This window comes from Citrobacter amalonaticus (assembly GCF_018323885.1).
Taxonomy (GTDB): Bacteria; Pseudomonadota; Gammaproteobacteria; order Enterobacterales; family Enterobacteriaceae; genus Citrobacter_A; species Citrobacter_A amalonaticus.
The window spans coordinates 3894315-3919360 of record NZ_AP024585.1 but is presented as its reverse complement, the minus strand read 5'-3'; the positions used below and the strand labels follow the sequence as shown (position 1 = coordinate 3919360).

General features: G+C 55.1%; 24 protein-coding genes and 3 tRNA genes. 18 read left to right on the top strand and 9 right to left on the bottom strand.

Features of this window, described 5'->3' with window-relative positions; translation table 11 throughout:
* Positions 1-16: 16 nt before the first annotated feature.
* The 4 genes from KI228_RS18540 to rsmC form a co-directional block, all read right to left on the bottom strand.
* Positions 17-103 (bottom strand) — tRNA-Leu (locus KI228_RS18540).
* Positions 104-134: 31 nt separating this feature from the next.
* Positions 135-221, bottom strand: a tRNA-Leu gene (locus KI228_RS18535).
* A gap of 28 nt (positions 222-249) precedes the next feature.
* Positions 250-336 (bottom strand) — tRNA-Leu (locus tag KI228_RS18530).
* 297 nt (positions 337-633) lie between these two features.
* Positions 634-1665 carry a 16S rRNA (guanine(1207)-N(2))-methyltransferase RsmC gene (gene rsmC, locus KI228_RS18525; protein ID WP_061069599.1) on the bottom strand — a complete coding sequence of 344 codons (1032 nt, stop codon included), beginning with the start codon at positions 1663-1665 and terminating at the stop codon, positions 634-636.
* A gap of 102 nt (positions 1666-1767) precedes the next feature.
* Between rsmC and KI228_RS18520 the strand changes: the two genes are divergently transcribed.
* From KI228_RS18520 to KI228_RS18485, 8 genes are all read left to right on the top strand, one after another.
* Positions 1768-2181, top strand: a complete 414-nt coding sequence (locus KI228_RS18520; protein ID WP_042999333.1) for a DNA polymerase III subunit psi — start codon at positions 1768-1770, stop codon at positions 2179-2181.
* Positions 2150-2596: a ribosomal protein S18-alanine N-acetyltransferase gene (rimI, locus tag KI228_RS18515; RefSeq protein WP_042322031.1), complete on the top strand. Its 447-nt coding sequence runs from the start codon at positions 2150-2152 to the stop codon at positions 2594-2596. Before KI228_RS18520 ends, rimI begins: the two co-directional genes overlap by 32 nt.
* A 14-nt stretch (positions 2597-2610) precedes the next feature.
* Complete coding sequence (gene yjjG, locus KI228_RS18510; RefSeq protein WP_044264694.1) at positions 2611-3288, top strand: pyrimidine 5'-nucleotidase; 678 nt, start codon at positions 2611-2613, stop codon at positions 3286-3288.
* Between the two features lie 92 nt (positions 3289-3380).
* On the top strand, positions 3381-4970 hold the full coding sequence (gene prfC, locus KI228_RS18505) for a peptide chain release factor 3 (RefSeq protein ID WP_044327055.1): 1590 nt from the start codon (positions 3381-3383) through the stop codon (positions 4968-4970).
* 414 nt (positions 4971-5384) lie between these two features.
* The gene (osmY, locus tag KI228_RS18500) at positions 5385-6002 is read left to right on the top strand and encodes a molecular chaperone OsmY (RefSeq protein WP_042999335.1); all 618 of its coding nucleotides are present in this window, start codon (positions 5385-5387) and stop codon (positions 6000-6002) included.
* A 131-nt stretch (positions 6003-6133) separates the two neighbouring features.
* A complete protein-coding gene (locus KI228_RS18495; protein ID WP_003019081.1) occupies positions 6134-6295 on the top strand; it encodes a DUF1328 domain-containing protein in 162 nt (53 codons plus the stop codon).
* A 121-nt stretch (positions 6296-6416) separates the two neighbouring features.
* Positions 6417-7490 carry a patatin-like phospholipase family protein gene (locus KI228_RS18490; protein ID WP_042999336.1) on the top strand — a complete coding sequence of 358 codons (1074 nt, stop codon included), beginning with the start codon at positions 6417-6419 and terminating at the stop codon, positions 7488-7490.
* Positions 7487-8269 (top strand): metal-dependent hydrolase, encoded by a 783-nt coding sequence (locus tag KI228_RS18485; protein WP_044264440.1) that lies wholly within the window; start codon positions 7487-7489, stop codon positions 8267-8269. Before KI228_RS18490 ends, KI228_RS18485 begins: the two co-directional genes overlap by 4 nt.
* Here KI228_RS18485 and KI228_RS18480 read toward each other — a convergent pair.
* Together KI228_RS18480 and KI228_RS18475 are read right to left on the bottom strand one after the other, a co-directional pair.
* Positions 8258-9121 carry a YjjW family glycine radical enzyme activase gene (locus KI228_RS18480; protein WP_061069600.1) on the bottom strand — a complete coding sequence of 288 codons (864 nt, stop codon included), beginning with the start codon at positions 9119-9121 and terminating at the stop codon, positions 8258-8260. The two genes, KI228_RS18485 and KI228_RS18480, sit on opposite strands and share 12 nt — an antisense overlap.
* Complete coding sequence (locus KI228_RS18475; protein WP_061069601.1) at positions 9093-10643, bottom strand: YjjI family glycine radical enzyme; 1551 nt, start codon at positions 10641-10643, stop codon at positions 9093-9095. Before KI228_RS18475 ends, KI228_RS18480 begins: the two co-directional genes overlap by 29 nt.
* 261 nt (positions 10644-10904) lie before the next feature.
* On the opposite strand from KI228_RS18475, the gene deoC reads away from it, so the two are divergent.
* From deoC to deoD, 4 genes are all read left to right on the top strand, one after another.
* Entirely contained in the window at positions 10905-11684 is a 780-nt protein-coding gene (gene deoC / locus KI228_RS18470; RefSeq protein WP_042999340.1) for a deoxyribose-phosphate aldolase, read from the top strand.
* Between the two features lie 106 nt (positions 11685-11790).
* On the top strand, positions 11791-13113 hold the full coding sequence (deoA, locus tag KI228_RS18465) for a thymidine phosphorylase (protein WP_061069602.1): 1323 nt from the start codon (positions 11791-11793) through the stop codon (positions 13111-13113).
* 51 nt (positions 13114-13164) lie between these two features.
* The gene (gene deoB / locus KI228_RS18460; RefSeq protein WP_061069603.1) at positions 13165-14388 is read left to right on the top strand and encodes a phosphopentomutase; all 1224 of its coding nucleotides are present in this window, start codon (positions 13165-13167) and stop codon (positions 14386-14388) included.
* 198 nt (positions 14389-14586) lie between these two features.
* Entirely contained in the window at positions 14587-15306 is a 720-nt protein-coding gene (deoD, locus tag KI228_RS18455) for a purine-nucleoside phosphorylase (RefSeq protein ID WP_061069604.1), read from the top strand.
* Positions 15307-15388: 82 nt separating this feature from the next.
* On the opposite strand, the gene lplA is transcribed toward deoD, so the two are convergent.
* Positions 15389-16405 carry a lipoate--protein ligase gene (gene lplA, locus KI228_RS18450; protein ID WP_061069605.1) on the bottom strand — a complete coding sequence of 339 codons (1017 nt, stop codon included), beginning with the start codon at positions 16403-16405 and terminating at the stop codon, positions 15389-15391.
* Position 16406: 1 nt separating this feature from the next.
* Complete coding sequence (locus tag KI228_RS18445; protein ID WP_042999344.1) at positions 16407-17075, bottom strand: YtjB family periplasmic protein; 669 nt, start codon at positions 17073-17075, stop codon at positions 16407-16409.
* A gap of 117 nt (positions 17076-17192) precedes the next feature.
* On the opposite strand from KI228_RS18445, the gene serB reads away from it, so the two are divergent.
* The 4 genes from serB (at position 17193) to KI228_RS18425 (ending at position 21808) form a co-directional block, all read left to right on the top strand.
* Entirely contained in the window at positions 17193-18161 is a 969-nt protein-coding gene (gene serB, locus KI228_RS18440) for a phosphoserine phosphatase (RefSeq protein WP_042999345.1), read from the top strand.
* An 89-nt stretch (positions 18162-18250) separates the two neighbouring features.
* On the top strand, positions 18251-19633 hold the full coding sequence (gene radA / locus KI228_RS18435) for a DNA repair protein RadA (protein WP_044253979.1): 1383 nt from the start codon (positions 18251-18253) through the stop codon (positions 19631-19633).
* Between the two features lie 21 nt (positions 19634-19654).
* Complete coding sequence (nadR, locus tag KI228_RS18430) at positions 19655-20887, top strand: multifunctional transcriptional regulator/nicotinamide-nucleotide adenylyltransferase/ribosylnicotinamide kinase NadR (protein ID WP_042999347.1); 1233 nt, start codon at positions 19655-19657, stop codon at positions 20885-20887.
* A 21-nt stretch (positions 20888-20908) separates the two neighbouring features.
* Positions 20909-21808 (top strand): LysR family transcriptional regulator, encoded by a 900-nt coding sequence (locus KI228_RS18425; RefSeq protein WP_042999348.1) that lies wholly within the window; start codon positions 20909-20911, stop codon positions 21806-21808.
* A 7-nt stretch (positions 21809-21815) separates the two neighbouring features.
* Here the strand turns inward: KI228_RS18425 and argP are convergent, their stop codons facing one another.
* Positions 21816-22709: a DNA-binding transcriptional regulator ArgP gene (gene argP / locus KI228_RS18420; RefSeq protein ID WP_042322080.1), complete on the bottom strand. Its 894-nt coding sequence runs from the start codon at positions 22707-22709 to the stop codon at positions 21816-21818.
* A 159-nt stretch (positions 22710-22868) separates the two neighbouring features.
* Between argP and rpiA the strand changes: the two genes are divergently transcribed.
* Complete coding sequence (rpiA, locus tag KI228_RS18415) at positions 22869-23528, top strand: ribose-5-phosphate isomerase RpiA (protein ID WP_042322083.1); 660 nt, start codon at positions 22869-22871, stop codon at positions 23526-23528.
* A gap of 266 nt (positions 23529-23794) precedes the next feature.
* Complete coding sequence (gene serA, locus KI228_RS18410; protein WP_042999349.1) at positions 23795-25027, top strand: phosphoglycerate dehydrogenase; 1233 nt, start codon at positions 23795-23797, stop codon at positions 25025-25027.
* Positions 25028-25046: the final 19 nt, after the last annotated feature.

Genomic DNA, 25046 nt, shown 5'->3' with positions numbered 1-25046 from the left:
AGGAAGGTAAGATAATTGGTGCGAGGGGGGGGACTTGAACCCCCACGTCCGTAAGGACACTAACACCTGAAGCTAGCGCGTCTACCAATTCCGCCACCTTCGCACAGTTATCTTACTTTTTGATATCGCCTCGTTGGTGCGAGGGGGGGGACTTGAACCCCCACGTCCGTAAGAACACTAACACCTGAAGCTAGCGCGTCTACCAATTCCGCCACCTTCGCCCAGTGCGAGCAATATCAACGTGGTTTATGGTGCGAGGGGGGGGACTTGAACCCCCACGTCCGTAAGGACACTAACACCTGAAGCTAGCGCGTCTACCAATTCCGCCACCTTCGCATACCATCGATTCTTAAAAAGAATCGCTACCACGGAGGCGCATTCTAGTGGTTTTCAGTTTTTCGTCAATAGTTAATTACGTAGGATAGCGGTGATTGCTGCAAAAACGGCCATTCACATGGCCGTTCAGACTGCTGACAAAGAAGGAAAAAACGTGGTTTTTCCTTCTTTGTGGTTATCAGCCGAAAATCAATGAGTTGATTTTCCTTGTTTTTAATGAGGTGTTCTCTGCTTGTCCGGTATCGGGATGAGGTTTGTCATCCCTCTCAACGGCCATTCGCATGGCCGTTATCGCGACTAGGCTTTTTTCGCCTGGCGGGTCATGACCGTACGATACACTTTGAAGCGTCCGGTCTGGGCGATGACCTCGTGGAAGCCAAAGGTCTCATCCAGTACCTGCGGATACGGCAGGAAGGCGTTAGCAACTATGCGCAGTTCACCGCCACTGTTCAGATGACGTACGGCACCGCGAATCAGAGATTGTGCGGCATCAAGGCTGGTTTGCATGCCGTCATGGAACGGTGGGTTAGAGATGATCATATCAAAGCGTCCCGTCACTTCAGAGAAGACGTTGCTGGCAAAGACTTCACCCTCAATGCCGTTCGCCGCCAGGGTGGCGCGACTGGCTTCCACCGCCGGCGCGGCGACGTCGCAGAGCGTTAAACGCACTTTCGGCGAGTGACTGGCCAGCGCGACAGAAAGTACACCTGCGCCACAGCCGACGTCCAGCACTTTACCTTTAGTGTGTGGTGTCAGCGTGGAGAGCAGTAACTGGCTGCCGACATCCAGACCATCGCGGCTGAAGACGCCAGGCAAGGTTTTGATCGTCAGCCCATCAACGTGGTACTCGCCCCAGAATTTATCGGCATCAAACATCGGCTGCGTTTCCAGACGACCATGATACAGGCCGCAACGACGCGCGCTGTCAATTTTGTTCAGCGGGGCATATTCCGCCAGCATTTGCTCGGCGCTACGTACGCCACTGCGGTTTTCACCGACTACGAAAATGTCGGTTCCCACAGAAAGCAGCGACAGAATATTCATCAACTGGAACTGGGCTTCCGGCTTGTTTTTCGGCCAGTAATAGATAAAGGTGTCACAGTCGGCAACGTCTTGCGCTTGTGCGACAAGGCTGAAACGTGCGTTGTCGCCCATCTGGCGGCTCAGCACCTGCCAGTGGTGGAACTGTTGGGTATGCACGCGGCGGTCTGCGCTTTCAAAGCGCGCGGGCAGGTCATCCTGCAAGTCTCCGGCAAACAGAATACGGCTTTGTTCGAAATCATCACTGTGGCGCAGCAAGACTTCACTTGCCGGGGTAAAAGCAGACATGGAAAACTCCTTAATTCATACAGCGGGCGATTATAGACGTTTGATGGCGTCTATTCGACTAATTTGCTATATTTGCGCCCCTGAATACAGGAGCGATTCGCTATGACAACCCGACGAGACTGGCAGTTACAGCAACTGGGCATTACCCAGTGGTCGCTGCGTCGCCCCGGCGCGTTGCAGGGAGAGATCGCGATTTCCATTCCTGCGCACGTCCGTCTGGTGATGGTCGGTGAAACACTGCCGCCGCTGACAGAACCTCTGGTCAGTGACATTCTGCGAGCCTTAACGCTGAGCCCCGATCAGGTATTGCAGGTGACGCCCGAACGCGTCGCGATGCTGCCGCAGGGCAGCCGCTGCAACAGCTGGCGACTGGGTACAGATGCGCCGCTGACGCTGGAAGGCGCGCAGATTGCAACGCCGGCATTTGATGAATTGCGGGTAAACCCAACGGCACGCGCCGCACTATGGCAACAAATCTGCACACATGAACACGATTTCTTCCCTCAGTCAGAGTGATTTACCCGCCGCGTTTCAGATTGAAAAGCGCGCCCATGCGTTTCCCTGGAGTGAGCACACGTTTGCCAGTAATCAGGGGGAGCGTTATCTCAACTATCAATTGACGGTAGAGGGGAGAATGGCGGCGTTTGCCATTACGCAGGTAGTGCTGGATGAAGCTACGCTGTTCAACATTGCCGTTGATCCCGATTTTCAGCGCCGGGGATTAGGGAAAGCGCTGCTGGAACATCTCATTGATGAATTAGAAAAACGCGGCGTCCTGACGCTGTGGCTGGAGGTTCGCGCTTCCAACGTTGCCGCCATCGCACTGTATGAAAGCTTAGGCTTCAACGAGGCAACGATTCGCCGCAATTATTATCCGACCGCTGACGGTCGTGAGGACGCCATCATAATGGCACTGCCAATCAGTATGTAAAAGAAGGTGTAATGATGAAGTGGGACTGGATTTTCTTTGATGCCGACGAAACGCTGTTCACGTTTGACTCGTTTACTGGCTTACAGCGGATGTTTCTCGACTACAGCATCACCTTTACCGCTGAGGATTTTCAGGACTACCAGGCCGTGAATAAACCGCTATGGGTGGATTATCAGAACGGCGCGATCACCTCATTACAGCTTCAGCATGCTCGCTTCCAGAGCTGGGCAGAACGGTTAAAGGTGGAACCGGGCTCGCTTAACGATGCCTTTATGAACGCGATGGCCGAAATTTGCGCGCCGCTGCCAGGGGCCGTTTCGCTGCTCAATGCGATACGCGGCAAAGCCAAAATTGGCATTATTACCAACGGTTTCACCTCCTTACAGCAGATCCGCCTGGAGCGCACGGGACTACGCGACTACTTTGATTTGCTGGTCATTTCTGAAGAAGTAGGCGTGGCGAAGCCGGATCCGAAGATTTTTGATTACGCCCTGGCGCAGGCGGGCAATCCCGATCGTGATCGGGTGCTGATGGTTGGAGATACCGCCGCGTCCGATATTCTTGGCGGCATCAACGCCGGGCTTTCTACCTGCTGGCTGAATGCGCATCATCGCGAGCAGCCCGAAGGCATCGAGCCGACCTGGACCGTATCGTCATTACACGAACTGGAGCTGCTCCTGTGTAAACACTGATTGCCTCCCCCCCGCTGATGGGTAAAATAGCCGCAATTTTTCGTATTCAACATGCGCGGTGCGATGCCGCGTTTACTCAAGAAGAATGAACTATGACGTTGTCTCCTTATTTGCAGGAGGTGGCCAAGCGCCGCACTTTTGCCATTATTTCTCACCCGGATGCGGGTAAAACGACTATCACTGAGAAGGTGTTGCTGTTCGGACAGGCGATCCAGACTGCCGGTACGGTAAAAGGCCGTGGTTCCAGCCAGCATGCGAAATCAGACTGGATGGAAATGGAAAAGCAGCGTGGGATCTCCATTACCACCTCCGTGATGCAATTTCCGTATCACAACTGCCTGGTTAACCTGCTGGACACCCCGGGGCACGAAGACTTCTCCGAAGATACCTATCGTACCCTGACGGCAGTGGACTGCTGTCTGATGGTGATCGACGCCGCGAAAGGCGTCGAGGATCGTACCCGTAAGCTGATGGAAGTCACCCGTCTGCGCGATACGCCTATCCTGACTTTTATGAACAAACTCGACCGCGACATCCGTGACCCGATGGAGTTGCTGGACGAAGTTGAGAACGAGCTGAAAATCGGCTGTGCGCCGATCACCTGGCCGATTGGCTGCGGCAAGCTGTTCAAAGGGGTTTATCACCTCTATAAAGATGAAACCTATCTGTATCAGACGGGTAAAGGCCATACCATTCAGGAAGTGCGCATCGTTAAAGGTCTGGATAACCCGGATCTCGACGCGGCCGTTGGCGAGGATCTGGCGCAGCAGTTGCGTGACGAACTGGAACTGGTGAAGGGCGCCTCTAACGAGTTTGATAAAGAGCTGTTCCTGGCGGGCGAAATTACCCCGGTCTTCTTTGGTACCGCACTGGGTAACTTCGGCGTTGACCACATGCTGGATGGTCTGGTGGAGTGGGCGCCAGCGCCAATGCCACGCAAGACCGATACGCGCGTGGTGGAAGCGGAAGAAGAGAAGTTCACTGGCTTTGTCTTTAAAATTCAGGCCAACATGGATCCGAAACACCGTGACCGCGTGGCATTCATGCGCGTTGTTTCCGGCAAGTACGAAAAAGGCATGAAGATGCGTCAGGTCCGTATCGGCAAAGACGTGGTGATCTCTGACGCGCTGACCTTTATGGCCGGTGACCGTTCGCATGTAGAAGAGGCTTACCCGGGCGATATCCTCGGTCTGCACAACCACGGTACAATCCAGATTGGCGATACTTTCACCCAGGGTGAAATGATGAAGTTCACCGGTATACCGAACTTCGCGCCGGAACTGTTCCGTCGTATTCGCCTGAAAGATCCGCTGAAGCAGAAACAGTTGCTGAAGGGGCTGGTACAGCTTTCCGAAGAAGGTGCGGTACAGGTGTTCCGCCCGATCGCCAATAACGATCTGATTGTGGGCGCGGTCGGGGTACTGCAGTTCGACGTGGTTGTTGCCCGTCTGAAGAGCGAGTACAACGTTGAAGCCATTTATGAATCTGTCAACGTGGCGACGGCACGCTGGGTGGAATGCGCTGATGCGAAGAAATTCGAAGAGTTTAAACGTAAGAATGAAGTTCAACTGGCTCTGGATGGCGGTGATAACCTGACCTACATCGCACCGACGATGGTGAACCTCAACCTGACGCAAGAGCGTTATCCAGACGTTCAGTTCCGTAAGACGCGCGAACACTAATTACCCCTTCAGGGCGCGGCTACCGCTGCGCCCTGCGACTTTTCCAGCCTTATTATCCCCTTGCGGAATGTTCTTAAATCCCTCTGTTTTGCTTATGACTGCCTGTTTTTTATGCAATCCTCCGCGCTTTTTCAAAATTGTGATCTATATTTAACAAAGTGATGACATAAACATTGGCTTTAAATACCGTTCAACTCGTGAATCTAAGTAGTTAAAGCTAATGTCTGGTGTGGTCACGATATTAATAACTGACTCAGAGGAGCACCTGTCAGCGTATCATCATCACCTTTTCTGTTGCGTGATTGTGACCGCCGCCATTGACTTCTGAGCTGGGTGAATTTTTCACCACATTCAGCAATGCAACCTTATGTTGCCTGAGCTCAAATTATGAGCAAACCATACAGGAAAAAATCGATGACTATGACAAGACTGAAGATTTCTAAAACTCTGCTGGCCGTGATGTTGACCTCCGCTGTGGCAACGGGTTCTGCGTATGCAGAAAACACCACAATGGATAAAGCGCAATCCGGTGTAGAAAGCGCAGGGCAGAAAGTCGATAGCTCTATGAATAAAGTCGGTAATTTCATGGATGACAGCGCCATTACCGCCAAAGTGAAAGCGGCACTGGTGGATCATGAAAACATTAAGAGCACCGATATTTCCGTCAAAACCGAGCAGAAAGTCGTGACGCTGAGCGGCTTCGTCGAAAGCCAGGCGCAGGCGGAAGCGGCCGTGACCGTGGCGAAAGGTGTTGAAGGCGTAACCTCCGTCAGCGACAAACTCCACGTGCGCGACAGCAAATCAGACTCCGTGAAAGGCTATGCCGGCGATACGGCAACCACCAGTGAGATCAAAGCGAAACTGCTGGCGGATGACATCGTTCCTTCTCGCAAAGTGAAAGTAGAAACGACCGATGGTGTGGTCCAGCTTTCCGGCACCGTGGATTCCCAGGCGCAAATCGAGCGCGCTGAGAGCATCGCGAAAGCCGTTGATGGCGTAAAAAGCGTCAAAAACGATCTGAAAGCGCAGTAAGTCTTCGTTTTCTCCTCCGGCCCCGGTCGGAGGACGTCATGAGCACTAGCACTACACAAACAATAGCGTGAATGAGCAGCCTGAGCGCTCATATCAAGCGGTCGACATTAACTATGGTAAAGGAGAAGCGTATGTTTCGTTGGGGCATTATATTTCTGGTTATCGCGTTAATTGCCGCCGCTCTGGGATTTGGTGGACTGGCCGGTACGGCAGCGGGCGCGGCGAAAATTGTCTTCGTCGTCGGGATTATTCTCTTCCTGGTCAGCCTGTTTACAGGGCGTAAGCGGCCCTAGCGCGTAAGGCGTACAATGATTTTGCTGTCAAGCCAGTCCAGTGGACTGGCTTTTTCGGTTTTAGCCGCCGTCTATTTGCGTTATTTTGGCACATTACGTAATAAGAAACAGGAAGGCAGAGGTGGGGCAGCGTATACCCGTCACGCTCGGCAATATTGCGCCGTTGTCATTAAGAAGGTTCAAACCGGGTCGCCTGGCGTTGGTCTGCGAGGGCGGCGGGCAGCGTGGCATCTTTACCGCAGGTGTACTGGACGAGTTCATGCGCGCGCAGTTTAATCCGTTCGATCTCTATTACGGCACCTCGGCGGGGGCGCAAAACCTGTCGGCCTATCTGTGCAACCAACCCGGCTACGGGCGCAAAGTCATCATGCGCTATACCACCAGACGGGAATTCTTTGACCCGGTACGCTTCGTGCGCGGTGGGAATCTGATCGATCTCGACTGGCTGGTGGAATCTACGGCCAGTCAGATGCCGTTACAGATGGATACCGCCTCGCGCCTGTTCGAAACCGGGAAATCGTTTTACATGTGCGCCTGTCGGGGTGATGACTACACGCCGTACTATTTCTCTCCCAATACGCAAAACTGGCTCGATCTGATCCGGGCGTCCAGCGCGATCCCTGGGTTCTATCGTAGTGGCGTATCGCTGGAGGGGATCAATTACCTGGATGGTGGGATCAGCGATGCCATTCCGGTGCGTGAGGCTGTGAAGCAGGGGGCGAAAACGCTGGTGGTGATTCGAACGGTGCCTTCGCAAATGTATTACACCCCGCAGTGGTTCAAGCGGATGGAGCGCTGGCTGGGCGAAAGCAGCCTGCAGCCGCTGCTCAATCTGGTTCAACACCACGAAGCCAGCTATACGGAAATTCAGCGATTCATTGAAAAACCGCCGGGCAAGCTGAAGATCTTTGAAATCTACCCGCCGAAGCCGCTAAAAAGTATGGCGCTGGGAAGCCGGATTCCGGCATTGCGGGAAGATTATAAAACCGGGCGGCTGTGTGGGCGCTACTTCCTGGCGACCGTGGGAAAACTACTGGCAGCGGAACCGCCGTTATCACGCCATCTGCCGCAAATCGTCACGCCGACGCCAGTGGTGGTTCCACCAGCACCGGTGGCCAACGATACCCATGCGGCGGTGGTGAGCGATGCGCCGCAGGCTAACGATACGACATTCAGCAATGAGGATCTGGCGTGAGTTTTCGCTTTATCGATACCCACTGTCACTTTGATTTTCCGCCTTTTACCGGGGATGAAACCCACAGCCTGCAACTCGCGGGTGAGGCGGGCATTGAGAAGATCATCATTCCGGCCACCGCAGCGGAAAACTTTGCCCGCGTGCAGGCGCTGGCGGAACGCTTTTCGCCTCTCTATGCCGCGCTCGGTTTACATCCGATTGTGATTGAACAGCATACGGAAGAGCATCTCGAACGGCTGCGACAGGCGCTGGAACAGCGTCCGGCAAAGGTGGTCGCTGTTGGTGAGATAGGCCTGGATCGGTATCGCGACGATCCGCAGTTCGCGAAGCAGGAACGGTTTCTGGAAGCCCAGTTGCGGTTAGCAAAACGCTACGATTTACCGGTGATCCTGCATTCCCGACGTACGCATGACACGCTGGCGATGCACCTTAAGCGCCAGGATTTGCCGCGTACCGGGGTGGTACATGGTTTTGCTGGCAGCCTGCAGCAGGCAGAACGTTTTGTGCAACTGGGCTACAAAATCGGGGTGGGCGGGACGATTACCTATCCGCGCGCCAGTAAAACCCGTGACGTGATGGCACGATTGCCGCTGGAGGCGCTGCTGCTGGAGACCGACGCGCCGGATATGCCGTTGAATGGTTTTCAGGGGCAGCCAAATCGCCCGGAACAGGCTGCGAGAGTGTTCGATGTGTTATGCGAACTGCGCCCGGAACCCGCAGAGGCGATCGCTGAGGCGCTGTATCGCAATACGACAGCATTATTTACTCTAGAGATATAGCGCAGGGAAGATAAGCTCAGTCACGCCGCGTTCCCGTAATGCCTGCGCCAGCGTCTCCACCTCTTGTGGCGTCGCGCTTGGCCAGGATTTTGCCTCACCGTATACCCCGTGCGCATGAAAGGCATTCAGTCGTAGCGGGACATTTCCCAGTTGTCCGATGAATGCGGCGAGTGAATCAATGTGCAGCAGATAATCCACCTGCCCGGGGATGACCAGCAGGCGCAGTTCTGCCAGCTTTCCTCGCTGCGCCAACAGCGTAATACTGCGCTTGATCTGCGCGTTATCCCGACCGGTGAGTGCGATGTGGCACTCACTATCCCAGGCTTTGAGATCGAGCATCACACCATCGCAAACCGGTAGCAGTTTCTGCCAGCCGGTTTCGCTCAACAGCCCATTGCTGTCGACCAGACAAGTCAGAGACCGGAGCTGCGGGTCGGCCTTAATCGCCGTAAACAAATCCACAACGAAAGGCAACTGCGTCGTGGCTTCGCCGCCGCTGACGGTGACACCCTCAATGAACAATGATGCTTTGCGGATCTGGCGCAATACCTCGTCCACGCTCATTGTTTGCGCCATCGGCGTTGCCTGCTGCGGGCACATCTGCAAACAGGTATCACACTGTTTGCAGGCCTCGGCATGCCAGACAACATTCCCGTCACTGAAACTCAGCGCCTGGTGCGGGCACTGCGGAACGCATTCGCCGCAGTCGTTGCAGCGTCCCATGGTCCACGGGTTATGGCAATTCTTACAGCGCAGATTGCACCCTTGCAGAAAGAGGGCCAGACGACTGCCCGGCCCATCCACGCAGGAGAACGGGATAACCTTACTGACTGAAGCGCATCTGCTGTTCATGACTGACGACACGAGGTTGGCGTTCCAGAATATGCGTATTGCGTGCGGCCTCTTCCCCCAGCCAGGTGGTATTGGTCCGCGATCCTTCGGCGCGGTATTTTTCCAGATCCGACAGGCGCACCATGTACCCGGTAACGCGGACCAGATCGTTGCCGCTGACGTTGGCGGTAAACTCGCGCATTCCCGCTTTGAACGCGCCCAGACAGAGTTGCACCAGCGCCTGCGGGTTACGCTTGATGGTCTCATCGAGCGTCAGAATGTCGCTGATACCGGACTGATAATGCGAGTGGTGCGGTGCGACGGTTTGCAGGTGGGTGATCGGATCCGGTTCATCGCCATAGGGCAAACGTGCGCCCGGCGTAGTGCCAATATCTGAACTGATCCCCGACTGGGCATGCAGCATGGCGCGCTGCTGCCAGCCATATTTCACCGGCGTGTTCTCGACAAAATCCGCAAGCTGGGCGCTGATGCGATAGCCCAGATCGTTCGCCGTCTCATCTTTGCCGTAGCGCGCATTCATACCCGCTTTTTCGCACAACAGGTTAACCGCCTCCGCCAGGCCGTACATACCGAACATCGGCACAAAACGTTGTGGATCGATCAGACCTTCCTGCACCAGGAAGCTATTCTCAAAGAAATGTGATTTTTCATAGAGGAACTCACATCGCGCATCGATGATGGCAATTTGCTGCTGACAATAGTACGGCAGTGTGCGGTTAAAGAAGTCATAGACAGAAGTGCTGCGCTCGGCAATGGCTTTCAGATTGAGACGAACCAGCGTGCTGCCGCCACCGGCAAGCGGCAGAGAGTTGTAACAGCTGACGATACCATAGTGACCTTTTGTGAAAATTTTATCATTTACCGGCCCATTGGAAATATGCGGCTTGCTGCATTCACAGATGTTTTTTGCCACTTCCAGCAGCAGATCATCGGGGGTGATTTCCGGGTCGTAGATGAACGTCAGATTAGGCGCAACCTGCTTTAACTCTGCGTCGGCGCGTAAAATAGCCCGGGTGATGGGGGTATCTGCCGGGCCAATGTTGGCGTGCATAAAAGCGTCAGGCAGCGTTCTGTCGAGATACCGCCAGAAACGTTTTATTCGAATATCGATCGCTTCTTGTGTTAGAATTTTCACATATGGTTGCAGCAGCGTATCCAGTTGCCCCAGGTAAACCGGCATCGATGTGACGGAAGGCACGTGGTGATACAGAATGGTCAACAGAGACAGTGCATCGTCCAGATCTTTCGCCCCTTCCAGTTCCAGCCAGGCTGAACCGTTGGCCAGAAAACGCGCGTAATCGGGAAGCACATAGCGCGGTTTATACGGTGCGTGACCTTCGAACATATCGCAGATAACCCCGTCGTCCAGCGCCTGGCGCGCCCCGGCGGGCAGTGAAGGGTAAGGCAGGTTGTTCTCTGCTTCCAGCGCGAGAAAATGACGTTTCTGTTCCGGACTGAGGAGTGAGCTGGTGACGATTTGCTGGCAACGTTGTTGCAGCGCGGTTTCATGGGTCGTAGGCATCGTAATTCCTTTATAGGCCGAAGATCATAACGTCATTGTAGAAAGATGTGCTGTCAGCACTTTGATCCTGATGCGCCTGAGTGGAGAAGAAATCGACAGAAAAGGACTATTTTTTGAAGCTGATCTCATTACAGTAATGCAAATTTGTACGTAGTTTTCATTAACTGTGATGTATATCGAAGTGTAACGGTGAGTCGATGTTAGAATACTAACAGACTCGCAAGGTGAGAATTTTATACGGCGACGCCGTTGGAGAATGTTATGAGCGATTTAACTGCAAGCAGCCTGCGCGCACTGAAACTGATGGACCTGACCACCCTGAATGACGACGACACCAATGAAAAAGTGATCGCCCTGTGTCATCAGGCGAAAACTCCGGTTGGCAACACGGCAGCAGTCTGCATCTATCCGCGTTTTATCCCGATTGCGCGTAAAACGCTGAAAGAGCAGGGCACCCCGGATATCCGTATTGCGACGGTGACTAACTTCCCGCATGGCAACGACGATATTGAGATCGCGCTGGCGGAAACCCGCGCGGCGATTGCTTACGGGGCGGATGAAGTGGACGTGGTCTTCCCGTACCGTGCGCTGATGGCTGGTAACGAGCAGGTCGGCTTCGATCTGGTGAAAGCCTGTAAAGACGCGTGCGCGACGGCAAACGTGCTGCTGAAAGTGATCATCGAAACCGGTGAGCTGAAAGAAGAGCAGCTTATTCGTAAGGCCTCTGAAATCTCTATCAAAGCAGGTGCGGATTTCATTAAAACCTCTACCGGTAAGGTACCCGTAAACGCCACGCCGGAAAGTGCTCGCATCATGATGGAAGTGATCCGCGATATGGGCGTATCCAAAACCGTGGGCTTCAAACCTGCGGGCGGCGTGCGCACCGCCGAAGATGCTCAGCAGTTCCTGGCTATCGCTGATGAACTGTTCGGCGCGGACTGGGCGGATTCTCGTCACTATCGCTTTGGGGCATCCAGCTTGCTGGCAAGCCTGCTGAAAGCGCTGGGTCACGGCGATGGTAAGAGCGCAAGCAGTTACTAAATTTGAATTGCCCATCGTAGGCCGGATAAGGCGTTAGCCGCCATCCGGCATCAATACGACTCGCCGGGGAGCACATGGCTTACCCGGCCCTAATCGGGAGGTTATCGTGTTTCTCGCACAAGAAATTATTCGTAAAAAACGTGATGGTCATGCGTTGAGCGATGAAGAAATTCGTTTCTTTATCAATGGTATTCGTGACAATACCATTTCAGAAGGGCAGATCGCCGCCCTGGCGATGACCATTTTCTTCCACGATATGACGATGCCAGAACGCGTTTCGCTGACCATGGCAATGCGGGATTCAGGAACCGTCCTGGACTGGAAGAGCCTGAATCTGAACGGCCCGATCGTGGATAAACACTCCACCGGCGGTGTGGGCGACGTGACGTCGCTGATGCTCGGCCCAATGGTCGCAGCCTGTGGCGGCTACATTCCGATGATTTCAGGTCGCGGGCTGGGTCATACCGGCGGTACGCTCGATAAACTGGAAGCTATTCCGGGATTCGACATCTTCCCGGACGACAACCGTTTCCGCGAAATCATTAAGGACGTGGGTGTGGCGATCATCGGGCAAACCAGCTCGCTCGCACCGGCGGACAAACGTTTTTATGCCACCCGCGATATTACTGCAACGGTGGATTCCATTCCGCTTATCACCGGCTCCATTCTGGCGAAAAAACTGGCGGAAGGGCTGGATGCGCTGGTTATGGATGTGAAAGTCGGCAGCGGCGCGTTTATGCCGACCTATGAGCTCTCTGAAGCGCTGGCGGAAGCGATTGTGGGCGTGGCGAACGGTGCTGGCGTGCGCACCACCGCGCTGCTGACCGACATGAACCAGGTACTGGCGTCCAGCGCGGGTAACGCGGTGGAAGTACGCGAAGCGGTGCAGTTCCTGACCGGCGAATACCGCAACCCACGCCTGTTCGATGTGACGATGGCGCTGTGTGTTGAAATGCTGATCTCCGGCAATCTGGCGAAAGACGACGCTGACGCGCGGGCGAAATTGCAGGCGGTGCTGGATAACGGTAAAGCCGCTGAGATCTTTGGTCGGATGGTTGCCGCCCAGAAAGGCCCGACCGACTTCGTGGAGAACTACGCGAAATACCTGCCGACGGCAATGCTCAGTAAAGCGGTTTACGCTGATAGCGAAGGGTTCGTCAGCGCGATGGATACGCGTGCGCTGGGTATGGCGGTGGTGTCGATGGGTGGCGGTCGTCGCCAGGCGTCGGATACCATTGATTACAGCGTCGGCTTTACCGATGTGGCGCGTCTTGGCGACAGCGTAGACGGGCAGCGTCCGCTGGCGGTGATCCACGCGAAAGATGAAGCCAGCTGGCAGGACGCGGCGAAAGCCGTCAAAGCGGCAATTATCCTTGACGATAAAGCGCCTGAAAGCACACCAACGGTCTATCGTCGTATCACCGAATAGCTATATACTGATCTGATCGCTTTTTTGCAGCGCAGATGAATGGAGAACAAGATGAAACGTGCATTTATTATGGTGCTGGACTCCTTTGGTATTGGTGCGACGGAAGACGCGGATCGCTTTGGCGACGTCGGTTCCGACACCATGGGGCATATCGCTGAAGCCTGTGCCAAAGGCGAGGCTGACAAAGGGCGTAAAGGCCCACTGAATCTGCCAAATCTGACCCGCCTGGGTCTGGTGAAAGCGCATGAAGGGTCTACCGGTAAAATCGCAGCCGGTATGGACGCTAACGCACAAGTGATTGGCGCATACGCCTGGGCGCATGAGCTCTCTTCCGGTAAAGATACGCCGTCTGGCCACTGGGAAATCGCCGGTGTGCCGGTTCTGTTTGACTGGGGTTATTTCAGCGACCACGAAAACAGCTTCCCGCAGGAACTGCTGGATAAACTGGTCAAACGTGCGAACCTGCCGGGCTATCTCGGTAACTGCCACTCTTCCGGTACGGTGATTCTGGACCAGTTGGGCGAAGAGCATATGAAAACCGGCAAACCGATTTTCTATACCTCCGCGGATTCCGTGTTCCAGATTGCCTGCCATGAAGAGACGTTTGGCCTGGATAAACTTTACGAGCTGTGCGAGATCGCCCGTGAAGAGCTGACCGAAGGCGGTTACAACATCGGTCGCGTCATCGCGCGTCCGTTCATTGGCGACAAAGCGGGTAACTTCCAGCGTACCGGCAACCGTCACGATCTGGCCGTTGAACCGCCAGCGCCGACCGTGTTGCAGAAACTGGTTGATGAGAAAGACGGCCACGTAGTTTCCGTCGGTAAAATCGCGGACATCTACGCCAACTGCGGCATCACTAAAAAAGTGAAAGCCACCGGCCTGGACGCGCTGTTTGACGCCACTATTAAAGAGATGAAAGAAGCGGGTGACAAGACGATTGTCTTCACTAACTTCGTTGACTTCGACTCCTCCTGGGGCCACCGCCGTGATATCGCCGGTTATGCGGCCGGTCTGGAATTGTTCGACCGCCGTCTGCCGGAGCTGATGGAGCTGGTGGGTGAAGATGACATTCTGATCCTGACCGCTGACCATGGCTGCGATCCGAGCTGGACCGGTACCGATCACACCCGTGAACACATTCCGGTGCTGGTGTACGGCCCGAAAGTAACACCGGGCTCGTTAGGCCACCGCGAAACTTTTGCGGATATAGGTCAGACTCTCGCTTCGTACTTTGGCACGTCGCCAATGGAATACGGTAAAAACATGCTGTAATACCCGTTGTCTTTCGCGCTGTAGATGCGTTGACTTCATTCGCTCACCCCGGTCACATAGTTAATCTATGCTCCCGGGGATTCACGAATTCGTCGCCTTCCTACAACGCGAAATCCTTAGGGTATTTGAATACGTTTTGTAGGCCTGATAAGGCATAGCCGGCATCAGGCAAAAACAACAATACAAAAGGAACTGAAGATGGCAACTCCTCACATTAATGCAGAAATGGGTGATTTCGCTGACGTCGTTTTGATGCCGGGCGACCCGCTGCGCGCAAAACACATTGCGGAAACTTTCCTTGAAGATGTACGCGAAGTAAACAACGTTCGCGGCATGTTAGGTTTCACCGGGACTTACAAAGGCCGTAAGATCTCCGTCATGGGTCACGGTATGGGTATCCCGTCCTGCTCCATCTACACCAAAGAGCTGATCACCGATTTCGGCGTGAAGAAAATCATTCGCGTAGGGTCCTGTGGTGCTGTGCGTCCGGACGTAAAACTGCGTGACGTGGTAATTGGTATGGGTGCCTGCACCGATTCCAAAGTGAACCGCATTCGTTTCAAAGACCATGATTTTGCCGCGATTGCTGATTTCAGCATGGTACGTGACGCGGTTGACGCGGCAAAAGCACTGGGTGTGGACGCACGCGTTGGCAACCTGTTCTCTGCGGATCTGTTCTACTCTCCGGACGGCGAAATGTTCGACGTGATGGAAAAATACGGCATCCTGGGCGTGGAAATGGAAGCGGCGGGTATCTACGGCGTGGCGGCAGAATTTGGCGCGAAAGCACTGACTATCTGCACCGTGTCTGACCACATCCGTACGCACGAGCAGACGACGGCGGCTGAACGTCAAACCACGTTCAACGACATGATTAAAATCGCGCTGGAATCCGTTCTGCTGGGCGATAAAGCGTAAGACCTGGTGTGCCGGGGGGCGGCTTCGCCTTACCCGGCCTACGGTTTTCCAGGCCCGCTGAGCAGTGCCAGCGGGCTTTTTATTAGCGCACCGCCTGTGCAATCCACGCTGACAATTCCCGCAACTCTTTTTCCTGCTCCGGAAAATCCCTCGGCAAAGATTCGCACTCCTGCTGTACGACAGTGGCACGATACAGGCAGCCCTCAAGACGTGCGGCCAGCGCTTCTAGCGGTGCCGGATTGAGACTGTCCGTAAACACCTGCGCACGGGTGATATGCCCTTTCTCAACGTCAAAGTGCAGTTCGACGCCTCCCCAGGTAAAACGTTCATCCAGCAGATGCGAGAAGGCTGGTGCCTGCCCGAAGTTCCACTCCCAACTGCTCTGGCGGGCGAAGGTTTCGGCAAAGTTCGGCAGATCGGGCGTGTTGTCCGGGGAGATTACCTCCGCTTCAACGCGTTCGCCGTAGTGGGCAAAAAAGGCCTCGGTTACCGCCGCACACACCTGGTCATGGGTGATGGCCGGCAACAGTTCGGTGAGATTCGCCACGCGCGAGCGTACAGAGGTAATGCCTTTGGCCGCCAGTTTCTTTTTGTCTGGATTCAGGTAGTTTGCCAGTCGGCTGAGATCGGCGTTCAACAATAGTGTGCCGTGATGAAAACCGCGATCTTTGGTTTCGCGGTAGGCTGAGCCAGAAACCTTACGGTCGCCATCCGCCGTTTTCACCACCAGATCGTTACGTCCTGAAGCTTCAGCCGTCACGCCCAGTGCGTTAAGCGCATTCAGGACAATTGACGTCGAGATGGTCTTATCGTATTCCGGCTTCCCGGCCATAAAGGTGAAACAGGTATTGCCGAGATCGTGGAAGACCGCGCCACCGCCGCTGCTGCGGCGCGCCAGGCGCACGTTGTCCTCTTCCATCCGCCGCGTATTGCACTCTTTCCACGGGTTTTGCGCACGCCCAATGACGACCGTATCGGCATTGCGCCACAAAAACAGCACGCGCTGAGTGGCGGGCATCTGACGAAAAATACACTCTTCGACCGCCAGGTTAAACCAGGGGTCATAAGAGTCAGAAATAAGCAGGCGAAGTGTCGACATGTCAGTTTTCCTTTCCTGTAACGAATGACTCTTTTTTCTCGCTCTCTTCCTCTTCCGGCACCGACTTGTTGGCGGTGAGCAGGAAGGGCGATTGCTGCCAGCGGGTTCGTTTACCCTGCAGCAGAGTGCGGGTCAGCACCACGCCGATGGCCAGTGAAAGCAGCAGCATCAGGCGTAAAATGTTAGTAGTGTTGTCCACCTGCCGGGCTTCAGTGGCTAAGGTATGCGTATCCAGCGTCAGGCGCAGATAGCCCAGTGGGCCATTTTTCCCCTGGATGGGTTCAACAATCTGCTGGTTGAAGTAGCCGCCGGCTTTTTTACCGTCCAGCGCCAGACGGTCGCGCACATTTACGCTTTCGCCTGCGCGGGCAATCATATCGCCTTGTTCATCATAAACGCCGGCATCAAGTATGCGGCTTTCCTTCGTTAACTGCTGCAGAATCGTCTTGATGCGTTTTTCGTCAGGCGTTTCGGTACGCATCAGCGGCGCGATGTTCAGCGTGACCTGGTGCGCCAGCGTGCGCGCCAACTCTTCAAGCTGCGGATTACGCTGTCTCTGGTGATTTTGACTGAACCAGGAGGCGCCCTGCATGAGCGCAACAAGCAGTGCGAGACAGAACAATACAATCACTGCACGATGAAGTCGGAATTTCAGTTTTGCGCGAGCCATATTCCACCTGCTGAAAATTTGAGGCTTAATGTTGCCAGAAGCGATGGTTACAGGGTAGCCTCATGCGTTATTTTCCCCGTGAACCTTCCCGGCCCGAACGATTTTACAGGAGCTTTAATGCCTAACATTACCTGGTGCGATTTGCCTGAAGATGTCTCTTTATGGCCAGGTTTGCCCCTTTCTTTGAGTGGTGACGAGGTGATGCCACTGGATTACCACGCTGGACGTAGCGGCTGGCTGCTGTACGGACGCGGGCTGGATAAACAACGTCTCACTCAGTACCAGAGCAAACTGGGCGCGGCGATGGTGATTGTCGCGGCGTGGTGTGTCGAGGACTATCAGGTCATTCGCCTTGCCGGTTCGCTCACGCCTCGCGCGACGAAACTGGCGCATGATGCGCAATTAGACGTTGCGCCGTTGGGGAAAATCCCGCATTTGCGTACTCCTGGCCTGTTGGTGATGGACATGGACTCCACCGCGATTCAGATCGAGTGCATTGATGAGATCGCCAAACTGGCCGGTACCGGCGAAAGGGTCGCGGAAGTGACCGAACGGGCGATGCGCGGCGAACTCGACTTCACCGCCAGCCTGCGCAGTCGTGTGGCGACGCTGAAAGGCGCGGATGCCAATATTTTGCATCAGGTACGTGAAAGTCTGCCGCTGATGCCAGGCCTGACGCAACTGGTGCTGAAGCTGGAAACACTGGGCTGGAAGGTGGCAATCGCCTCCGGCGGCTTTACCTTCTTTGCCGAATATCTGCGTGAGAAACTGCGGCTAACGGCGGCAGTGGCGAATGAACTGGAGATCATGGACGGTAAATTTACCGGCAACGTGATTGGCGATATCGTCGATGCGCAGTATAAGGCCAAAACGCTGACCCGACTGGCGCAGGAATATGAAATCCCGATCGCGCAGACCGTGGCGATTGGCGATGGCGCCAACGATCTGCCGATGATCAAAACGGCGGGGCTGGGGATTGCGTACCATGCCAAGCCGAAAGTGAATGAAAAGACGGAGATTACTATCCGTCACGCTGACCTGATGGGGGTGTTCTGCATTCTCTCCGGCAGCATGAACCAGAAATAATTGAGATACCGGCTGGTATTAAGGTGTAGGCCGGGTAAGGCGCCGCCGCCATCCGGCACACAGGCGGTACAGAGATAACGAGGTAAACCGTGGCAAAAGCTCCAAAACGCGCCTTTGTATGTAATGAATGCGGGGCGGATTATCCGCGCTGGCAGGGGCAATGCAGCGCCTGTCATGCCTGGAACACCATCACCGAGGTGCGCCTGGCTGCATCGCCGACGGTGGCGCGTAATGAGCGACTGAGTGGTTATGCCGGGAGCGCTGGCGTTGCAAAGGTTCAGAAGCTTTCCGATATCAGCCTGGAAGAGCTGCCGCGTTTTTCCACCGGTTTTAAAGAGTTTGACCGCGTGCTGGGCGGCGGCGTCGTTCCCGGCAGTGCGATTCTGATTGGCGGTAACCCCGGCGCGGGTAAATCCACGCTGTTATTGCAGACGCTGTGCAAGCTCGCGGAGCAGATGAAAACCCTGTACGTCACCGGGGAAGAGTCCCTGCAGCAGGTGGCAATGCGCGCGCACCGTCTCGGTTTGCCGACCAACAATCTCAACATGCTTTCGGAAACCAGTATTGAGCAGATTTGCCTGATTGCAGAAGAAGAGCAGCCGAAGCTGATGGTGATCGACTCCATTCAGGTTATGCACATGGCGGATATCCAGTCATCACCCGGCAGCGTGGCGCAGGTGCGTGAGACGGCGGCCTACCTGACGCGCTTTGCCAAGACGCGCGGCGTGGCGATTGTGATGGTGGGCCACGTGACCAAAGACGGCTCGCTGGCCGGGCCAAAAGTGCTTGAGCACTGCATCGACTGCTCGGTATTGCTGGATGGCGATGCCGATTCCCGTTTTCGTACCCTGCGCAGCCACAAAAACCGTTTTGGCGCGGTGAATGAGTTAGGGGTCTTCGCGATGACCGAACAGGGACTACGCGAAGTGAGCAACCCTTCGGCGATCTTCCTGAGTCGTGGCGATGAAGTCACCTCCGGCAGTTCGGTGATGGTGGTCTGGGAAGGGACGCGACCGCTGCTGGTGGAGATCCAGGCGCTGGTCGATCACTCGATGATGGCCAACCCGCGTCGCGTCGCGGTGGGGCTGGAGCAGAACCGTCTGGCGATTCTGCTGGCGGTGTTGCACCGTCACGGCGGTCTGCAAATGGCCGATCAGGACGTGTTCGTTAACGTGGTGGGCGGCGTCAAAGTCACAGAGACCAGCGCGGATCTGGCGCTGCTGCTGGCGATGGTCTCCAGCCTGCGCGACAGGCCGCTGCCGCAGGACCTGGTAGTGTTTGGCGAAGTGGGGCTGGCAGGAGAGATTCGCCCGGTGCCCAGCGGTCAGGAGCGTATTTCCGAGGCCGCAAAACATGGTTTCCGTCGCGCAATTGTTCCGGCAGCTAACGTGCCGAAAAAACCGCCGGAAGGGATGCAGGTTTTTGGTGTCAAGAAGCTGGCGGATGCGTTAAACGTGTTTGACGACTTATAATGAGTGAAACGGAGGTTACCCATGTCGTCATTTGATTATCTGAAAACCGCGATCAAGCAAAAGGGCTGTACCCTGCAACAAGTGGCGGATGCCAGTGGAATGACCAAGGGCTATCTCAGCCAACTTCTCAATGCCAAGATCAAAAGCCCCAGCGCGCAAAAGCTGGAGGCGTTGCACCGTTTTCTGGGGCTGGAGTTTCCCCGGCAGCAGAAAAATATCGGTGTGGTGTTCGGCAAATTTTATCCGCTGCACACCGGTCATATCTATCTGATTCAGCGCGCCTGTAGCCAGGTGGACGAGTTGCATATCATCATGGGCTATGACGATACGCGCGACCGCGCGCTGTTTGAAGACAGCGCCATGTCCCAGCAACCGACCGTGCCGGATCGTCTGCGCTGGCTGTTACAAACGTTCAAATATCAGAAAAATATCCGCATTCATGCCTTCAACGAAGAGGGGATGGAGCCGTATCCGCACGGCTGGGACGTCTGGAGTAAGGGCATCAAAGCGTTTATGGCGGAGAAGGGGATTGCGCCAAACTGGATCTATACCTCAGAGGAAGCCGATGCCCCGCAGTACCTGGAACATCTGGGTATCGAAACGGTGCTTATCGACCCGAAACGGACCTTTATGAGCATCAGCGGCGCGCAAATCCGTGAAAACCCCTTCCGCTACTGGGAATATATTCCTACCGAAGTGAAGCCGTTCTTCGTGCGTACCGTGGCGGTGCTGGGCGGAGAATCGAGTGGGAAATCGACGCTGGTCAATAAGCTGGCGAATATCTTCAATACCACCAGTGCGTGGGAGTATGGCCGGGATTATGTCTTCTCTCACCTCGGGGGGGATGAGATGGCGCTACAATATTCTGACTACGATAAAATCGCGCTGGGCCACGCGCAGTACATTGATTTTGCAGTGAAGTACGCCAATAAAGTGGCGTTTGTCGACACCGACTTCGTCACGACTCAGGCCTTCTGCAAAAAGTACGAAGGGCGAGAACATCCGTTTGTGCAGGCGTTGATCGATGAATACCGCTTTGACCTGGTGATCCTGCTGGAAAATAACACGCCGTGGGTGGCGGACGGTCTGCGCAGCCTCGGTAGTTCAGTGGATCGCAAAGAATTTCAGACGCTGCTGGTGGAGATGTTGCGCGAAAACAATATCGACTTCGTGCATGTCGAAGAGGCGGATTACGATGGCCGTTTCCTGCGTTGCGTCGAGCTGGTCAAAGAGATGATGGGTGAGCAGGGGTGATCCTCGCCAGGGGTGAACGCGATGTTTAAGCACTTGCAGGATATGGCGCTGTTTGCCCTGGTCGCCGAACACGGCAGCTTTACCGTCGCCGCGCAAAAGGCGGGGCTGCCGAAGTCGAGCGTCAGTCAGCGTATCAGCCAGCTTGAGCAGCACGTTGGCATTCGCCTGATCAACCGTACCACCCGCAAACTGAACCTGACCTACGCCGGTGAACACTATCTGGTGCACTGCCGGGAAATACTCGCTGCCAGCGAACGCGCCGATTATGCGGTTCAGCGCCTGCGCGACAACCCCAGCGGACGATTGCGCATCACGTCGCCGGCAGGCATTGGCGCGACACTGCTCGCGCGCCTGAACACGCAGTTCCAGCAACGCTACCCCGATGTTTATCTTGAGGTCAGTATCTCCGATGAACTGCTGGATTTGGTGGACAGCGGTTTTGACGTCGCGTTGCGCACTGGTAAGCCGCAGGATTCCTCGCTGATCGGACGTATGATTGGCCATTGCCCGCGCTATTTGCTGGCCTCGCCCGATTATCTGTCACGTTATGCGCCGTTGAACCATCCCCGTCAACTGGTCGAACACCATTGCATCGCGCACAAAGCCTGGGCTGAGTGGTTATTTCATCGCGGTGATGAAGACTATCAGTACATGCCTGAGCGGGTGCATCTGACGGATAATTTGGTCTATGCCCGCGAAAGCGCCATCGCAGGGGCGGGGATCACACTGCTGCCGGCGTTTATGCTGGAAGATAAAATCGAAAAGGGCGCTCTGATACCGGTACTGGCGCCATGGACAGTGGCGGGAAACGATCTCTGGCTGGTGTATCCCAGCCGTAAGCTGAACTCTCCCGCGCTGATGAGCTACATCGAATTTGCCATGCAGTTCGATGAGCTCAGACACTTCTACACCGCAGAATGAGACCGGCTCAGTCCTGACGCAGCACCTTGTGACCGTAGGCCAGCAGCGCGTCGGTGACGTTGCGCATCATGCGGCTTTCAGGCGCAAACCGATGCCAGTAGAGCATCCGGCGCTGAAACAGGCCTGGCGTGAGATCGATCAGTTCACCGCTTTGCAGCTCTTTTTCAATCTGCAGGTGCGGGATCATACAGCAGGTGGTGCCCTGACGCGCCAGTTGCACAAAGGCTTCCGAAGAGTTGACGATGTGGCATGGAACGCTGCCCGGCGGCAGATCAAAGTTCTGTTGCAGGAAGGCCTGGTGCATATCGTCCAGATGGTCAAACGCCACCGCAGGCGCTTTCAGCAGCGCGGAGCGGGTGACACCGTTCGGGAAGTAGCGTTCAGCAAACGCTTTGGAACCCACAAACAGATAGTCGAGCGCGCCGAGTTTATCCACCAGACAACTGGGCAGCGCCTGATGCTGAATACTCACCGCGCCTACCACTTCGCCGCGACGCAGACGTTCCTGGGTGCGGGTTTCATCTTCCACCTGCAGGTTAAGACGAATAGGGGAGTCAGCCAGTACCGGCGCCAGAGCCGGTAACAGCCAGGTCGCCAGACTGTCGGCGTTAACCGCCAGCGACAGCAGCAACGGCGTGGAGCCGGTCTGCTCATCGCCCAGCCATTCCTCTTCCAGCAGTTCGACCTGACGAAGCAGCGCCAACAGTTTTTGCCCCTGCTCGGTCGGACGCGGCGGAACGGTGCGGACCAGCAGCGGTTGTCCGAACATATTCTCAAGCTGCTTGATGCGTTGCGAAACGGCAGATTGGGTGATGCACAGCTTTTGCGCCGCGCGCTCAAACCCGCGTTCACGTATAACGGCATCCAGTGCTTGTAGTGTTCTGTAGTCCGGACGTTTCATTGATCTGACACACTCCTGAAATTTTTGCTTGTTCTGCACTATGACATAAATTTGCATTGGGTAAAGACGAAATCCGCAGCCTGCGAGCGGGTCGGGAAGATTTTTCCGCGCAATGGTCTATAATGCGCGTGAATTTTTCTCCACAAAGGCGAGACAATCATGACGCAGGATGAACTGAAAAAAGCAGTAGGATGGGCGGCACTTCAGTATGTACAGCCCGGCACCATTGTAGGGGTAGGTACCGGTTCAACAGCCGCGCACTTTATTGACGCGCTGGGCACCATGAAAGGTCAGATTGAAGGCGCGGTTTCCAGCTCGGATGCCTCAACCGAAAAACTCAAAAGCCTCGGCATCCCTGTGTTTGATCTCAACGAAGTGGACAGCCTTGGCGTTTACGTTGATGGCGCGGACGAAATTAACGGTCACATGCAGATGATTAAAGGCGGCGGCGCGGCGCTGACCCGTGAAAAAATCATTGCCTCCGTGGCGAAGAAATTTATCTGTATCGCCGACGCGTCCAAGGAAGTGGATATTCTGGGTAACTTCCCGCTGCCGGTTGAGGTTATCCCAATGGCGCGCAGCGCAGTGGCCCGCCAGTTAGTCAAACTGGGCGGTCGTCCGGAATACCGTCAGGGCGTGGTGACTGACAACGGTAACGTGATCCTTGATGTGCACGGCATGGAGATCCTCGATCCGGTGGCGATGGAAAATGCCATTAACGCTATTCCCGGCGTGGTGACTGTCGGCCTGTTTGCTAACCGTGGCGCGGATGTGGCGTTAATCGGGACCGCTGACGGCGTCAAAACCATCGTGAAATGATCTGACCAGGGGAGCGCTTCCCCGGTTAAAATTTTTTTGCAGGGCAAATTTGGTGACATGTATCACGTTTTGAATCTTGCCCTGCTGATTTCTCCAAAGAAAAACTTATCCCCAGCATTTTCCTCTGGCATTTGCCACTGAATGAACGTTCCTCAACAGAGCGACGCAAACGTTCATATTGCCGCAATAATTATTTTTGATATGTTGAAAGGCGGATCAAATCCACACACACAATATCAGATTGCATAAAAAGACAGGGTCGGGAAATGGCAAAGGTATCGCTGGAGAAAGACAAGATTAAATTTCTGCTGGTTGAAGGCGTGCATCAAAAGGCGCTGGATAGCCTTCGGGCAGCAGGTTATACCAACATCGAATTTCACAAAGGGGCACTGGATGCTGAAGAGCTGAAAGAGTCCATCCGTGATGCCCACTTCATTGGCCTGCGATCCCGTACCCATCTGACAGAAGAGGTGATCAACGCGGCGGAAAAACTGGTCGCTATCGGTTGTTTCTGTATCGGCACCAACCAGGTAGACCTGAAGGCGGCAGCAAAGCGCGGTATTCCGGTGTTTAACGCGCCGTTCTCTAACACCCGTTCCGTGGCGGAGTTGGTGATTGGTGAGCTGCTACTGCTGCTGCGCGGCGTACCGGAAGCAAACGCCAAAGCGCACCGCGGTGTGTGGAATAAACTGGCTGCCGGTTCGTTTGAAGCACGTGGTAAAAGACTCGGCATTATTGGCTATGGCCACATCGGGACTCAGTTGGGTATTCTGGCGGAATCGCTGGGGATGCACGTTTACTTCTACGATATTGAAAACAAGCTGCCGCTGGGTAACGCCACTCAGGTTCAGCATCTGTCTGAACTGCTCAACATGAGCGACGTGGTCAGCCTGCACGTGCCGGAAAACGCCTCAACGAAGAACATGATGGGCGCGAAAGAGATCGCGCTGATGAAGCCTGGCTCGCTGCTGATCAACGCCGCACGTGGCACCGTGGTAGATATTCCCGCGCTGTGCGATGCGCTGGCGACCAAACACCTGGCAGGGGCGGCAATCGACGTGTTCCCGACCGAGCCGGCAACCAACAGCGATCCGTTCACTTCACCGCTTTGCGACTTTGATAACGTGATTCTGACGCCGCATATCGGAGGTTCCACTCAGGAAGCGCAAGAAAACATTGGTCTGGAAGTGGCAGGTAAACTGGCGAAGTATTCTGATAACGGCTCTACGCTTTCTGCGGTTAACTTCCCGGAAGTGTCGCTGCCGCTCCACGGCGGGCGTCGTCTGATGCACATCCATGAAAACCGTCCTGGCGTGCTGACTTCCCTGAACCAGATTTTTGCCGAGCAGGGCGTCAACATTGCCGCGCAGTATCTGCAAACGTCGGCGCAAATGGGTTATGTCGTTATCGACATTGAAGCGGATGAAGCAGTCGCCGAGAAAGCGCTGTTGGCGATGAAGGCCATTCCGGGCACTATTCGCGCGCGCCTGTTGTACTGATTCTTACCGATGCGGGCAG

Bases quoted from the DNA above. Each gene is read 5' to 3' on its own strand.
- deoB (WP_061069603.1), top strand. From the start codon at position 13,165: ATGAAACGTGCATTTATTATGGTGCTGGACTCCTTTGGTATTGGTGCG.
- rpiA (WP_042322083.1), top strand. From the start codon at position 22,869: ATGACGCAGGATGAACTGAAAAAAGCAGTAGGATGGGCGGCACTTCAG.
- deoD (WP_061069604.1), top strand. From the start codon at position 14,587: ATGGCAACTCCTCACATTAATGCAGAAATGGGTGATTTCGCTGACGTC.
- KI228_RS18480 (WP_061069600.1), bottom strand. From the start codon at position 9,121: ATGAACAGCAGATGCGCTTCAGTCAGTAAGGTTATCCCGTTCTCCTGC.
- lplA (WP_061069605.1), bottom strand. From the start codon at position 16,405: ATGTCGACACTTCGCCTGCTTATTTCTGACTCTTATGACCCCTGGTTT.
- osmY (WP_042999335.1), top strand. From the start codon at position 5,385: ATGACTATGACAAGACTGAAGATTTCTAAAACTCTGCTGGCCGTGATG.
- yjjG (WP_044264694.1), top strand. From the start codon at position 2,611: ATGAAGTGGGACTGGATTTTCTTTGATGCCGACGAAACGCTGTTCACG.
- nadR (WP_042999347.1), top strand. From the start codon at position 19,655: ATGTCGTCATTTGATTATCTGAAAACCGCGATCAAGCAAAAGGGCTGT.
- KI228_RS18475 (WP_061069601.1), bottom strand. From the start codon at position 10,643: ATGCCTACGACCCATGAAACCGCGCTGCAACAACGTTGCCAGCAAATC.
- KI228_RS18445 (WP_042999344.1), bottom strand. From the start codon at position 17,075: ATGGCTCGCGCAAAACTGAAATTCCGACTTCATCGTGCAGTGATTGTA.
- deoC (WP_042999340.1), top strand. From the start codon at position 10,905: ATGAGCGATTTAACTGCAAGCAGCCTGCGCGCACTGAAACTGATGGAC.
- rsmC (WP_061069599.1), bottom strand. From the start codon at position 1,665: ATGTCTGCTTTTACCCCGGCAAGTGAAGTCTTGCTGCGCCACAGTGAT.
- serB (WP_042999345.1), top strand. From the start codon at position 17,193: ATGCCTAACATTACCTGGTGCGATTTGCCTGAAGATGTCTCTTTATGG.
- prfC (WP_044327055.1), top strand. From the start codon at position 3,381: ATGACGTTGTCTCCTTATTTGCAGGAGGTGGCCAAGCGCCGCACTTTT.
- rimI (WP_042322031.1), top strand. From the start codon at position 2,150: ATGAACACGATTTCTTCCCTCAGTCAGAGTGATTTACCCGCCGCGTTT.
- serA (WP_042999349.1), top strand. From the start codon at position 23,795: ATGGCAAAGGTATCGCTGGAGAAAGACAAGATTAAATTTCTGCTGGTT.
- argP (WP_042322080.1), bottom strand. From the start codon at position 22,709: ATGAAACGTCCGGACTACAGAACACTACAAGCACTGGATGCCGTTATA.
- KI228_RS18495 (WP_003019081.1), top strand. From the start codon at position 6,134: ATGTTTCGTTGGGGCATTATATTTCTGGTTATCGCGTTAATTGCCGCC.
- KI228_RS18520 (WP_042999333.1), top strand. From the start codon at position 1,768: ATGACAACCCGACGAGACTGGCAGTTACAGCAACTGGGCATTACCCAG.
- KI228_RS18425 (WP_042999348.1), top strand. From the start codon at position 20,909: ATGTTTAAGCACTTGCAGGATATGGCGCTGTTTGCCCTGGTCGCCGAA.